Source organism: Aquirufa sp. TARAVU-A1A (assembly GCF_054558675.1).
The window spans coordinates 226,182-240,126 of record NZ_JBPXKP010000002.1 but is presented as its reverse complement, the minus strand read 5'-3'; the positions used below and the strand labels follow the sequence as shown (position 1 = coordinate 240,126).

The 13,945-nt window shown below is 40.7% G+C and carries 12 protein-coding genes; 4 read left to right on the top strand and 8 right to left on the bottom strand.

The window, feature by feature from the left end:
• Window positions 1-35 precede the first annotated feature (35 nt).
• Window positions 36-1,709: a sodium/sugar symporter gene (locus tag V7S75_RS03755; RefSeq protein ID WP_459511487.1), complete on the top strand. Its 1,674-nt coding sequence runs from the start codon at window positions 36-38 to the stop codon at window positions 1,707-1,709.
• 172 nt (window positions 1,710-1,881) lie between these two features.
• Here V7S75_RS03755 and acs read toward each other — a convergent pair whose 3' ends face one another.
• The 7 genes from acs to V7S75_RS03720 form a co-directional block, all read right to left on the bottom strand.
• Window positions 1,882-3,771, bottom strand: a complete 1,890-nt coding sequence (gene acs / locus V7S75_RS03750) for an acetate--CoA ligase (protein ID WP_459511485.1) — start codon at window positions 3,769-3,771, stop codon at window positions 1,882-1,884.
• A gap of 12 nt (window positions 3,772-3,783) precedes the next feature.
• The gene (locus tag V7S75_RS03745; RefSeq protein ID WP_459511483.1) at window positions 3,784-4,155 is read right to left on the bottom strand and encodes a response regulator transcription factor; all 372 of its coding nucleotides are present in this window, start codon (window positions 4,153-4,155) and stop codon (window positions 3,784-3,786) included.
• Between the two features lies 1 nt (window position 4,156).
• Window positions 4,157-6,727, bottom strand: coding sequence for an ATP-binding protein (locus V7S75_RS03740; protein WP_459511481.1), 2,571 nt, complete (start codon window positions 6,725-6,727; stop codon window positions 4,157-4,159).
• A 258-nt stretch (window positions 6,728-6,985) separates the two neighbouring features.
• Window positions 6,986-7,204: a DUF6814 family protein gene (locus V7S75_RS03735; RefSeq protein ID WP_316070235.1), complete on the bottom strand. Its 219-nt coding sequence runs from the start codon at window positions 7,202-7,204 to the stop codon at window positions 6,986-6,988.
• Window positions 7,205-7,226: 22 nt separating this feature from the next.
• Window positions 7,227-8,783: an MFS transporter gene (locus V7S75_RS03730; protein WP_459511479.1), complete on the bottom strand. Its 1,557-nt coding sequence runs from the start codon at window positions 8,781-8,783 to the stop codon at window positions 7,227-7,229.
• A 31-nt stretch (window positions 8,784-8,814) separates the two neighbouring features.
• Complete coding sequence (locus tag V7S75_RS03725; protein WP_459511477.1) at window positions 8,815-10,197, bottom strand: porin; 1,383 nt, start codon at window positions 10,195-10,197, stop codon at window positions 8,815-8,817.
• 108 nt (window positions 10,198-10,305) lie between these two features.
• A complete protein-coding gene (locus V7S75_RS03720; RefSeq protein ID WP_459511475.1) occupies window positions 10,306-10,731 on the bottom strand; it encodes a transposase in 426 nt (141 codons plus the stop codon).
• Window positions 10,732-10,825: 94 nt separating this feature from the next.
• Here V7S75_RS03720 and V7S75_RS03715 point away from each other — a divergent pair, with 94 nt between their 5' ends.
• The 3 genes from V7S75_RS03715 to miaA all read left to right on the top strand — a co-directional run bounded on the left by V7S75_RS03715 (window position 10,826) and on the right by miaA (window position 13,682).
• Window positions 10,826-11,284: a hypothetical protein gene (locus V7S75_RS03715; protein ID WP_459511473.1), complete on the top strand. Its 459-nt coding sequence runs from the start codon at window positions 10,826-10,828 to the stop codon at window positions 11,282-11,284.
• Window positions 11,285-11,497: 213 nt separating this feature from the next.
• Window positions 11,498-12,787, top strand: a complete 1,290-nt coding sequence (locus V7S75_RS03710; protein ID WP_459511471.1) for a DEAD/DEAH box helicase — start codon at window positions 11,498-11,500, stop codon at window positions 12,785-12,787.
• A gap of 1 nt (window position 12,788) precedes the next feature.
• A complete protein-coding gene (gene miaA, locus V7S75_RS03705; protein WP_459511469.1) occupies window positions 12,789-13,682 on the top strand; it encodes a tRNA (adenosine(37)-N6)-dimethylallyltransferase MiaA in 894 nt (297 codons plus the stop codon).
• On the opposite strand, the gene V7S75_RS03700 is transcribed toward miaA, so the two are convergent.
• Window positions 13,664-13,945, bottom strand: a complete 282-nt coding sequence (locus V7S75_RS03700; protein ID WP_459511467.1) for a rhodanese-like domain-containing protein — start codon at window positions 13,943-13,945, stop codon at window positions 13,664-13,666. The genes miaA and V7S75_RS03700 overlap by 19 nt on opposite strands.

Below are 13,945 nucleotides of genomic sequence, written 5' to 3'. Positions count from 1 at the left end.
TTCGCAGAGATTACCCTTAACTAAACCCACTTTTTATGCAATCACACAGTTTACAGCTGCTCGACTATCTCGTATTTTTATTTTATTTCATTGTCGTTTCTGGCTACGGTTATTGGATCTACAATAAGAAAAAGTCAAAAATTACAGATTCAAATGATTTCTTTTTAGCGGAAGGGTCATTAACCTGGTGGGCCATTGGTTCTTCCTTAATTGCATCAAATATCTCTGCAGAACAGTTCATTGGAACGTCAGGAGATGGTTTTCAGATGGGTTTGGCGATCGCTACCTATGAGTGGATGGCTGCAGCAACGCTGTTGATCGTTGCGATTTTCTTCATGCCGATCTATTTGAAGAACAAGATTTTTACGATGCCTCAGTTTTTAAATAGACGGTATAATTCCACTGTGAGTTTGATTATGGCCGTTTTTTGGTTGTTGTTATACATCGCGGTTAACTTAACATCCATTTTATATTTAGGCGCTTTAGCTGTTTCTACGATTTCCGGATTAGACTTCACGGTTTGTATGATTGCGATGTCGGCATTTGCCATTGTAATCACACTAGGCGGTATGAAGGTAATTGGTTACACCGATGTAATTCAAGTTGTTTTCTTGGTTTTAGGAGGTTTGGTTACTTCTTATTTGGCCTTGAATTTAGTTTCTACACGTTTTGGAGGCGAAGGCGTTATGAATGGTTTGAATCATTTAATGACCAAAGCGCCCGATCATTTCCACATGATTTTCAGTAAAGACAACGCAAATTATCCTTCATTGCCAGGTTTAGCGGTGTTGATTGGTGGTATGTGGATTGTCAACTTAAACTATTGGGGATGTAATCAATACATTACACAAAGAGCTTTGGGAGCTGATTTGCCAACAGCCCGTAACGGGATTTTGTTTGCAGCATTCTTAAAAATGATGATGCCAATTATCGTGGTTTTACCAGGTATTGCGGCGTATTTATTGTGGAAAGACGGGATGTTCCAAGCAGAAATGATGAAAGATGGCGTTTTGAGCAAGGATAATGCTTACCCAGTGTTATTGAACTTGTTGCCAGTAGGATTGAAAGGATTGTCATTTGCCGCGTTAACGGCAGCCGTAGTTGCTTCGATGGCAGGTAAGGCGAATTCAATCTCGACTATTTTCACGTTGGATATTTATAAGAACTACATCAACCCAAATGCATCTGAGAAACAATTGGTTTCCATTGGACGCTTTGCGGTGGTTGCTGCTATCATCATCGCTATTTTAATTGCTCCTTTTATGGGCATCGATAAGAAAGGTGGTTTCCAATTTATTCAGGAATATACAGGGTATTTTTCACCGGGAATTTTTGCTTTGTTTATCATGGGATTCTTCTGGAAACGTACGACTTCAAAAGCAGCATTATTCGCTTTGTTAGGTGGTGTGACATTCTCGGTCGTATCCAAGTATATTCCAACCTGGACAGGCGTTACAGATTCGATCTTCTATTCGTCTTTCCAAGATGCAGATGGCATGTATGTGATTCCATTTATTGATCGTATGGGCTGGGTATTTACCTTCTGTATCACTTCGATGGTGGTCATCTCATTGCTAGATCCTGAATCGAAGAACAATCCCAAAGGCTTGGAAATCGATGCGAAGATGTTCAAATTGGCACCTTCATTTATCGCGGGATCTGTGATTATTGTGATGATGTTGTTGATGTTGTATACTTATTTTTGGTAGTCGTTAGACTTTGGACGTTAGACTTTAGTCAACAAAAAAACCTCAGGAATTTCCTGAGGTTTTTTTATTTTAATTTTCCAACGTCCAACGTCTAAGATTCAATGTCTAATAGACGCGAAGTATCGCGTCTCTACATTCCAACGTCCAACGTCTAATGTCCACCGTCTAACGTCTATAGCGCCCCTGCAATAATCGAATCAACAACACTCGGATCCAATAACGTAGATGTGTCCCCTAAGCTACCAAATTCTCCTTCTGCCACCTTGCGTAATATTCGGCGCATGATTTTGCCTGAACGGGTTTTGGGTAAACCTGTAACGAATTGGATCTTATCCGGTTTAGCGATAGGCCCGATAACACGTGCTACAGTCGCCAAAATATCTTTTCTAGTTAATTCATCGTTGATCGTTGGATGCTCGCAGATCACATAGGCATAGATTCCTTGTCCTTTGACATCATGCGGAAATCCGACAACTGCAGACTCAATGACACCCGTGTGCATATTGATTGCATTTTCAACTTCTGCCGTTCCGATGCGGTGGCCTGAAATATTCATGACATCATCTACACGACCCGTGATGCGGTAGTAGCCATCTTCATCACGCATACATCCATCGCCGGTAAAGTAAAGTCCCGGATAGGTTGAGAAATAGGTTGTCTTGCAACGCTCATGGTCGCCATATGTCGTACGGATAATGGATGGCCAAGGGTATTTGATACACAAGTTTCCATTGACACCATTTCCTACAATTTCTTTGCCATTTTCATCAACTAAAATCGGTTGGACCCCTGGCAATGGAAGTGTGGCAAAGGCAGGTTTCAACGGCGTAATCCCAGCAATGGGAGAAATCATTAATCCTCCGGTTTCTGTTTGCCACCAGGTATCAACTATTGGGCAATTGCCTTGGCCAATTTTCTCATGGTACCATTGCCATGCTTCTTCGTTGATAGGTTCTCCTACGGAGCCCAAAACGCGCAGAGAACTTAAATCTTTGCCTTCCAACACCTCGTCGCCAAAACCCATCAACGAACGAATTGCCGTAGGAGCCGTGTAGAAAATATTGACCTGATGACGTTTGATGATATCCCAGAAACGCCCAGCATCAGGGTAAGTTGGAATTCCTTCAAATAAAACAGATATAGCGCCATTCAATAAAGGACCATAGACCAAATAGGAGTGACCTGTAATCCAACCGATATCGGCCGTACAGAAAAAAACATCACCTGGATTGTATTGGAAAACATTGGCAAATGTATAGGCAGTATAAACCATGTAGCCACCACAGGTATGTACTACACCTTTCGGTTTGCCTGTTGATCCAGATGTATATAGAATGAATAATGGATCTTCCGCATTCATGGGCTCAGGAGGGCATTCTGACGAAGCTTGGGCTTCTTCCTCTTCCCACCAAAGATCTCTGCCTTTTAGCATAGCAACGGGAGTTTTGGTGCGTGTTTTAACAATGACTGTTTCTACAAAAGGACATGAAACCAATGCATCATCCACGGTTTCTTTCATCGGGATGTTTTTATTTCCACGGACCGCCCCGTCCGTTGTAATAACAATCTTGCACAGGGAATCATTAATGCGGTCCGAAATAGATTGCGCTGAAAAACCGCCAAAAACGACGGAGTGTATCGCCCCGATTCGGGCACAGGCTAATACGGCAATGGCTAATTCGGGAATCATCGGCATGTAAATACATACTCGATCTCCTTTTTTGACCCCTTGCGCTTTCAATACGTTGCTGAATTTACAAACCCGCGTGTACAGCTGTCGGTAGGTCAATGTGATGGCCTCATCTCCAGGTTCGTTGGGTTCATAAACAATGGCCGCCTGATCCGGAATAGTTTTAAGATGGCGATCTAGCGCATTGGCAGTAATATTCATTTGACCATCTTCAAACCATTTGACAGAATAGTCATCAAAACTCCAATCCAACACTTTGGTAAATGGTTTAATCCAATCAAATTCGTTGGCAATATTTGCCCAAAATCGCTCAGGGTGATTTACACTTTCAGCGTAGGCCTCATGGTATTGTGCTAATGATGTAATTCTCATGTTCTCTATAGGTTAGTTTTTTAGTTTCTCGTATAATTCGTTTATTTTTTTGACTAAGTCGCGATTTGAAAAGGGTTTAGGAATATATAAATCCGCACCCATTTCGTAGCCTTTTTCAATATCTGATTCAGCTATTTTTGCCGAAATGAATACGACTGCAGGTTGATAGTTGGGTTTTAGCGCTTTGGCTTGTTTGCATACTCCATATCCATCCACCTTGGGCATCATGATATCCAATATGATTACCTCGGGTAATTCTTTTTCGATTAATTGAATGGCTTCTTCTCCATCCCGAGCGACAAATACCTGATTCCCATCCTTTCGCATGAGGAAATCAAGTGACATCAATATTGCAGGCTCATCATCTGCGATTAAAATTCTCATATTAGGCTGTTTTTTGTACGGGTAATTTAAGGATAAATTTGGCTCCATGTCCTAAAGAACTCTCTAAATGAATCGTTCCTTGGTGCATTTCAATAATTTTTTTAGAAATGGATAAACCCAGCCCTGAACTGTCTATTTTACGAGTAGGGTTATCTACTTGCTTAAATTTTTCAAAAATTTGATCATGATATTTCGGGTCGATGCCGATCCCATTGTCTTCTACATCTAGGCAAATGTGTGTGGCATTTTCATACAAACGAACTTGAATTATCCCCTTGCCAGGTTCCACATTTTTTATTGCGTTAGAAAGTAGGTTAATAATTACTTGAACCAATTTTTCAAAATCACCATCGATTTGTCGTTGGGTCCGTTTTTGACTAACATCTACATTGATTATAACTTGATTGTGTTGGGCTATTGCTGTAAAATTCAGCATCGCTTTTTCGATAACTGCAATTAAATCAATAGAACGCATATCAAAATTAACTTTTCCAGCAGCTAATTTTTCCAAATCAAGGACTTGGTTGACGAGCCGACTTAAGCGGTCTGATTCTTGAATGATTGTTTCCAAAAAGGCTTTACGCTCCTCTTGACTAATGTCCTCGTGATCTACCATGATTTCTGAAAGGGATCGAATCGAGGTGATTGGAGATCGAATTTCATGGGTAACTGTCGTTAAGAATTCATTCTTTTGTGCATCAATTTTGACTAATTCAGCATTGCTAGCTTGTAAGTCTTTGGATTTTTGCAATAAGTGGATTACTTCTGGCATCCCGATTTGCTCTTCTTTGGATATGGCAGAAATAATTAGTCGGGCAGAAGTTGAACCCACAAAGCCAGCTAGTATTTTCTCAGTCTGCGTAACCAAGATAGGGTCAGCAAAGGTTTCGCTCAATGACAGATTATTAGCTTTTGCAATTTGTTTGAGTCTTTGCTCCGTATTGATTTTGCCAATGAAGCCGGTAAGTGCTTGTTTTAAATCTTTTAATCGAGCTTTCCCACGCCATATGGTTGAGTTTTCGATGTTTTTGGAATACTCAAATACGTCAACGAATAGGTAAGATTGGTTGGCATCTTTTCCGTTTTGTTTACTTATTATTGAAACGGCATAAAGGGCTAAGACATTGAACGTAATCGACCAATAGGCGGCATTAGAAACAGGATTCAAACCTTCAATGCGAAACGCATCCGTAGAAATTCCGAACGAAGGTAGAAATAATAAAGCCGCACTGATCGTAAATCCAATTAAAATTCCAGCTAATGCCCCTTGCCGACTAGCTTTCTTCCAATATATCCCGAGAATTGTGGCTGGGGCAAATTGCGCCACAATCACAAAAGAAGTCATCCCAACCGATACAAGATTAACAAGGCTTTCTGTTTCGCGGTAATGGGCATAACCTAACAGCATAATCGCTACAATCATAATCCGGCGTATATTTTGATTAATTGAGCCTAGTTTGTTTTGATTATCACTAAAAAAACCTTTTTGTTTTAATAATAAAGGCATGATAAGGTTGTTGCTAATCATAGAGCTGATCGCCATGGTTTCCATGATGACCATGCCCGAAGCGGCTGAAAATCCACCGAAATAAACGATGAAAGCTAAAAGCTTTGATTGAAAATAGATGGGTAGTCCTAGGACATATAAGTCCGAGTTTAACCCACTTGTATGCAATAAGGCATATCCAGCAATTCCCAAAGGAATAACAAAGAGATTTATCAGCATCATGTAAAGTGGAAATATCCATGAGGCTTGTTTGAGGTTTTCTTCTTCACCTATTTCGACTACTGCCACATGAAATACGCGGGGAAGAAATAAAAAGGCAATTCCACAAAGTATAAATTGGATAAACCAGTTTCCATATCCTCCATTTGTTGAAATGTTAGGTAATGAAATGTTATTAAGTTGGGTAGTGGCATCCAAGCCTTGGTAAATTTGATAGGAAATGTAAATGCCAATGGCTAAAAAGGCTATAAGCTTGATGATTGACTCCATCGCAATGGTGAAAATCATTCCTTCATGTTTTTCTGAAGAATCAAATTTACGTGGCCCTAATACGAGAATAAATAGGGTTAGCGAAATGAATAGTAGGAAGGAAGGGTCTAAATAAAATGTAGTGCTAGGTGTAGATTGGGTAATTAAATCAAAACTTTGTGCGATGGCTTTTAATTGCAGACCGATGTAGGGGATCCCAGCGAATAAGGAAATCAATGTCACCCCTAAACCGATTCTGCTGTCTTTACCATACCGCGATGAAATGAAATCGGCAATGTTTGTAATATTATGAATTTTCGCAATTCGAACCATTTTTCGAACGAATCCCCATGCGAGAATCATCACTAAGGTAGGCCCCAAATAGACACTTAGAAAACTGAGTCCATTGCTCGTTATTTGTCCTACGGAACCATAAAATGTCCATGCTGAACAATAGATGGCCAAGGATAATGCATAAATGAGGGGGTTGTTTATCAAGCTTTTGTTTTGCGCTTTTTTCTTTTCAGCCCAAAAAGCCAAAAGGAAAAGTATGCCCAAATAAGCAATTGACAAGAAGGCTATTTCCCAAACGCCCATGTTATTATTTAGATCTACGGTTTAAGATGATTCCTGTGCATACGATCGCACCGATCCAAATTACCAGGATGTATAAGTATATTAGAGGGATGCCGAAAACGCTTTTTGGCGAATCAAAAAAATGGAGAATGGGGAAGTTTAATAAACCCAAAAACACAATCGACACTAAAATTAATTGGTTATTTCGCATCCTAATATATAACAAACGCCTACCTAGCTTATTGAGCTAGATAGGGCGCTTGTCGGTTTGTTTGTTGATTATACGTTATCAAACTCGCCAGTCAAAGAATAATATCCGAAAACTGACATTCCAATGGAAATTAACGGAGCTAATACACACGTATATATAATCGCAGGTACTAAATCGTTTCCTCCTTTTTCCCACAAGGGAAGTGCTTGGAAATACACTAAATAAATGCCTGCTGCTACACCTAGTGCAATCCAAACAAGGCCTAAAATTTTCTTTATCGCGTTCATATTAAATTTTCTTTATAGGATGCTAGGCGTGTTTTTTGTCGCCTTTGATGTAAATGAAACCAATAACTACACATACGCTTACCAAAGCGATTGGGTAATTCAAGCCTTCCAAATAGGGTTTTGCGAAACTTGCCACTTGGCCAGCTTCTTCAGCAGCTTTGTTTGTGTCTTTTGCCGTCGTAACTAAAAAAGTTGCAATTGCAGGCATCAATCCTCCGAATATACCATTTCCAATATGATAGGGCAATGACATGGATGTATATCGAATTTTGGTCGGGAATAATTCAACCAAAAATGCAGCTATTGGTCCATATGCCATGGTTACAAAGGAGATTAATAAAAATACCATCCCAATTAATGTCCATTTGTCTGAGTCATTGATGGTAATTGTTTCCTTCACATCTGCTTTTGGTGCTTCAGCTGTTTTATCTGCTAATACGACTAATTTACTTACTTTTTTATATGTAGCTCCATCCGTATAGCTTCGCGTTGTCGTTGTTGTAATGAGTGAATCCACGGTAGATTTGGCATTTAAAGCCCTTGTTTCCTCAATTTTTTCAGAACCTGCAACAACTTCTTTGTTCTTCACATTAACAGTTTCGTACATTTTGTCGAAGATGGGACGATAGGCGAATACAGCGATAGCCATACCAGCGAGCATGATCCCTTTGCGGCCAATTTTGTCGGATAAGGCACCAAAGAATATGAATAGGGGCGTTCCTAACAATAAACCAATCACTAAGATGGTATTCGTTTGAATGTCATCTAGATTACAAATTTTCAATAAGAAAGTTTGCGCATAAAATTGACCGGTATACCAAACCAAACCTTGACCCATGGTTGCGCCGAAAAGGGCAAGCAAAACGAATTTCAAGTTTAATTTGTTACCAAAAGACTCCTTCAATGGATTCGTAGAGGTCGCACCTTCTTTTTTTGCCTTTTCAAACATAGGAGATTCTTCCATATTGCGACGAATTAAGAATGAAATGCCGACCATGATGATGGAAAGTAAGAAGGGTACGCGCCAGCCGTAATCATCAAATGCTTCTTTGCTCATGGATGAACGAGTCAACATAATGACGCCCAAGGAAATAACTAACCCCACCGTAGCTGTCGTCTGGATCCATGAAGTGAAGAATCCACGACGCTCAGCTGGTGAATGTTCGGCCACGTAGGTAGCTGCACCCCCATACTCACCACCTAAGGCTAAACCTTGCAATAAACGTAAAGTCAATACGATGAAGGGTGCCCAGCCGCCAATCGTTGCATAAGAAGGTACTAAACCGATGGCAAAAGTTGCGCCACCCATTAACATCAACGTAACCATAAATGTGTACTTACGGCCGATCAAATCTCCCAAACGCCCAAATACTAAGGCACCAAATGGCCGTACGACAAAACCTGCTGCGAATGTCGCTAAGGTATTTAAGAAGGCTGCGGTCGGGTTATCCGTTGGGAAAAATTTGGTCGATAACACAGTTGCTAAGGAACCGAAAATGTAAAAGTCATACCACTCAATGAGTGTGCCGACAGACGAGGCGCTAATGATGTACGCCAGGCTTTGTTTTTTTTGTGACATAGTTTTTTGAATTAAATGGTTTAAAATAAGTTTATAGGTAGTTGGCAAATTGAATAACAAATTCTCCTTTATAATCACTGATATTATCCTTGCTTGAATAAATAGGGCGTGATGAATACTGGAGGGTAATTTTGGAATTGTGTCCGTCGATGTAGAAGTTTGATCCAATATCAAAATAACTACCAGCGGCCGGCAATGCATCCAATTGTTTTAAGGTGTAGGCTACAAAGGGTTGTACACGTAATTTAGGACTATCTGAGTTTTTAGGCAACAATAATCCTGCTTGAGTATACCAAATAGAACCTGTTCCTACTAAAGGTCTTGCATTTCCCGCACCAGCTAACGCTTTTGTGCCCGTATATGCTGGATCAATAGTTCCAGGGTTCATGATTCCGGAATTTCTTAAATAGTTTGGGCCAAAATCATTTAAATATAATGCTGAATAAGCAGTAATGGCCATGTTTTTCTTTTTGTCACCGATGGGCATATCCACGAATGCATCAAGGGCAAATGAATTGATTGCATGTTTGGATTTAATACCATTCGTTTGACTAATCGTGCCTTCTGGTTGGTTATAAAAACCGGCACCTAAATTGAATACACGTTTAGTTCCTACATAGGTTCCTACTGTATAGGGAAGTAGGTTTGATTCTTGGTCTAAGAATTGGTAACTAACATATCCACCTTTGGAAAGCCGGCTTTCCCCATTATTATCTACGGCAACTGCTTCGGAAGCGTTTGAAGTATTTGTGGGAGCTAAATTCGTCGCAAATGGTTTGTTGATGTTAAATCGGTAGTCCAATTTGCCTAGTTTACCTTTGGCATAAATGCCAAATAGTCGGGCAAACTGATCACTATTCTCAATTAAAGGCCAGTTGAAGATAGGAGCATCCACCGCCAAAAAATTTAACGTGCTTGCTGAGGTCATTCGTGAGATTCCATTGAAATAATGTAATCCTGCACCGATGGAAAGCGTACTTGGGCTTTCTTTGGTTGCTAATTTAATAGCATATTCACTGTAGGCATCATGGAAAAACATTTGTGGTTTTTTCCCTGCGCCATAGCCGCCTGTTCCCGAGGTAGCAGATCCGCCACCTTGTACGAACGATTGATTGTTGACGCCAAAGTGTAAAACAACCATGTAGCGCGGTGAGATTTGAGAGTATGCCAAAATACGAATGCGGCGCGCGCTAATATCCATCGTGCTTTCCGATGGAGTACCATTCACAAGGGTTCCTGGATTGTTGTCAATAGAGCGAGCCCAAATTTGATTCCAAAGTACAAAGCGCATATACTTGGAACCTTTGTCATTGAAGTTGATTTTTAAACCGGTGCCATAATCTTGGGAACCTTGGGCATTTAATCCAAAACTTCCCAGCAATAAGGCAAACAGAATTACAGAAGAGGTTTTCATTTGAATATAAGTTTATAGGGTTTTATTTGCATTTTTTGGTTGAGCAAATATTTCTTAATTCTTACGAAAACAATTCTTTTACTATAGTATTGCTAAATTGATATAGATTTAAATACTTTTTATGCGTGTCCATTGAATTACCATGAATTTATCCCCTAATTCCGTGATTATCATACCTTTGTTACTGAGGTTCCCAGGTACAATGACAAATTCGGATAGTTCTTTGTGGTTAAGGATGCGGTAAGTAGGAGTATAGAACTCTTGTTTTGGAATTTTGATTCGGTATTTTTTTACCCAGTTCATTACTGAAACATGGCTAATCCCTAATAGTCGCTCAATTTCGCGGTAACTAACTCCTTCAATATACAGCTGAAGTGCTTTGATCACATAATAACTATCGATGCTTTTCCCAATTTTGGAAACCGTAAAGTTATAGCCACATGATTTACATTTAAATCGCTGCTTCTCGTTGATAATGCCATTTTTTGCCACCTCATATGAGGAACATTGAGGACAAGGTGTGTTGGACGCCATAGTAATCTATATTATTTTAGCAAAGCTATAGGAAATTACCAAAAATGGTAATAAACGTAGAAATTTTTTACTTTTGTTTATTCGAATTTAAACTATGACAGAATTTAAAGAAACGCAGCGCTTTACGCAATGGTGGTTGTGGTTGATCTTGATAGGTACATGGGGCTCAATGATCTATGCGTTTGTTCAGGAGCCGCCCAAAACAAGTGCGGCCTATCTTGTCACAGGTTTTATCGCATTTGGATTACCTATTTTGTTTTGGCAGATGCGCTTGATTACGCGCTTGACCGACGAGGGGATTTATGTTCGTTTCATTCCTTTTCACTTGAAAGAGCAATTTTACCCATGGGATTCGATTGAATCCGCGCAGGTTCGTACATACAGCCCATTGCGTGAATACGGGGGCTGGGGCATCAAGTATGGTTTCAATGGCCAAGGGAAAGTGTATAATGTTTCAGGGAATCAAGGTCTTCAATTAATCTTCAAATCGGGTGAAAAGCTATTAATTGGTACCCAAAAACCCGTTGGAATTCAAGCGGCAGTTCGATTGTAGATTATCAAGTTATTGGACAATTTATGTCCGAAAAAAAACGTTCGCAAGTTAACAACCACGCTGCCGGGGTCACGACCCCGGCAGCGTTACCCCACGCGCGCGGCTGAAGGCCGAAAGCGCGAAATGCGGAAATAAAGCCGTAACTTGCGGCATCATTATGAGAATGCTTGTTATTTCCAGTTATTACTCATAAGCACACATTCTCATTATTATATGACATTTCAAGAGTTACACCTCATTGAGCCGATCTTAAAGGCACTCAACGAGGAGGGTTATACGAACCCAACACCCATTCAAGCACAAGCGATTCCAATTGTATTAAAAGGCACCGACCTATTAGGTTGTGCCCAAACAGGTACTGGAAAAACAGCTGCTTTTACCTTGCCCATCATCCAATTAATGGATGCCAAGCAAACTTTTCAAAAGCCCAAAAAAGTTCGTGCTTTGATCGTTACGCCCACTCGGGAATTAGCGATTCAAATCGGCGAAAGCTTTAAAGCTTATGCGCGTCACACGTCTTTAAACTACACTGTGATTTTCGGTGGAGTAGGGCAGAGTCCACAAGTTTCCGCCCTGCGTGCCGGAGTCGATGTGGTTATTGCTACACCAGGTCGTTTATTGGATTTGATGAATCAAAAACATTTGTCGATTGCCAATGTTGAATATTTCGTTCTCGATGAAGCCGATCGTATGCTCGATATGGGCTTTATTCATGATGTAAGAAAACTATTAGCAGCATTGCCTCGTCAAAGACAATCGCTCTTTTTCTCGGCAACCATGCCACCAGAAATCGTTCAATTGGCCGCGTCTATTTTGCGAAATCCAGCTGAGGTATCTGTTACGCCTGTTTCTTCAACGGTTGAAATCATCAACCAATCCGTTTATTTTGTTGACAAAAACAACAAGAATACCTTATTGCTCGATATCCTAGAAGATACCAAAATCAAAACTGCCCTGGTTTTCACACGGACAAAACATGGTGCCGATAAAGTTGTCAAGGTACTCTTGAAAGCTGGTATCAAAGCGGAAGCGATTCACGGAAATAAATCCCAAAATGCTCGTCAAACGGCATTGAAAAACTTTACTGCGCAAACAACGCGTGTGTTAGTTGCTACTGACATTGCTGCGCGTGGTATTGATGTGGACGATTTGGAATATGTGATTAATTTTGAACTTCCGAATATCCCCGAAACCTATGTTCACCGGATTGGTCGGACAGGGCGTGCGGGTGCCAACGGAACTGCGATTTCCTTTTGTGATATAGAGGAAAAAGCCTATTTGAAGGATATTGAAAAGGTTATTGGCAAGAAAGTTCCTATTGTGGAAGCGCATCGTTACCCGATGAAGGTTTTAACGATCGAGAAAAAAGCCAAACAAGGACCTCCAAATCGTGGAGGAAAACCTGCTGGGCCTGGAGCTGCCGCGAAACCTGCTGAAAATCCACGTTCATTCGATAAAGCAAAAGCTGGCCGTAAATGGTACGGCAAAAAGAATACTTATTAAGATGAAAAAAACACTTTTGGTCATTGCGGGTCCTACGGCTGTTGGCAAAACAGCTTTATGTGTCGAAATGGCCAAAAGTTTTCATACCGAAATCATCTCCGCCGATTCTCGGCAATTTTACCAAGAATTGAGCATTGGTACCGCAAAACCCAGTCTAGATGAACAGGGTGGTGTCAAGCATCATTTCATTGATTCTCATTCCATTCACGATTATTTTTCCCCGGGTGATTTCGAGCGTGAGGCCCTGAAAGTCCTGACGGATTTATTCCAAACACATGATATTGTCATCTTGACTGGAGGTTCAGGTTTATACCTAAAGGCCCTCATGGATGGTTTGGATGATATGCCCGATGTGGATTTGAATCTACGGGAAAACCTGATGCGTGCTTTGGAAACGGATGGTTTGGAAAAACTTTTCAAGCAATTACAAGTATTAGATCCAGAATATGCCTTGAAAGTGGATTCGCAGAATCCCCAACGGGTTGTGCGGGCTTTGGAGGTATGTTTATCTACTGGCAAATCCTACACGTCATTCCGCAATCAGCTAAAAGCCGATCGTCCTTTTGAGATGATTAAGATTTGCCTAGACCGACCACGTGAGGAATTGTATGCGCGAATCGACTTGCGCATGGATACGATGTTGGCCGACGGATTAGTTCAAGAAGCCAAAGATTTTGAGGCTTTTCAAGACCGATACGCCTTAAAAACCTTAGGCTACAAAGAAGTATATGGTTTTTTCCGAGGCGAGTACGACGAAGCCGAAATGATTCGTTTGTTAAAGCGAAATTCCAGGCATTATGCCAAAAAACAATTAACCTGGTTCCGCCATCAGGATGATTTCGAGTTTGTGCATCCCGACAAAGCATTCAGTTACATTCAAGGCAAGCTTAAATAAGCTTCTAGACCTCCCGTGACATTTTGGGCAAGATAGCCTTTGGCCGTTAACAGCCGACAGGCGATTTGGCTTTGGGTTCCGTTGTAGCAGATGACGGTGTATAAAATCGTGGGATTTAATTCTTGGATACGCGTTAATAAATCATCCAAAGGGATGTGGATACCCCCTAAATCAAAATCCGCTCGTTCCCTGGGCGTTCGAATGTCCAACAGGGAAAGAGCGGATAAATATTCCTTGAAATCGTTCGCGGAAATGGATTGCAT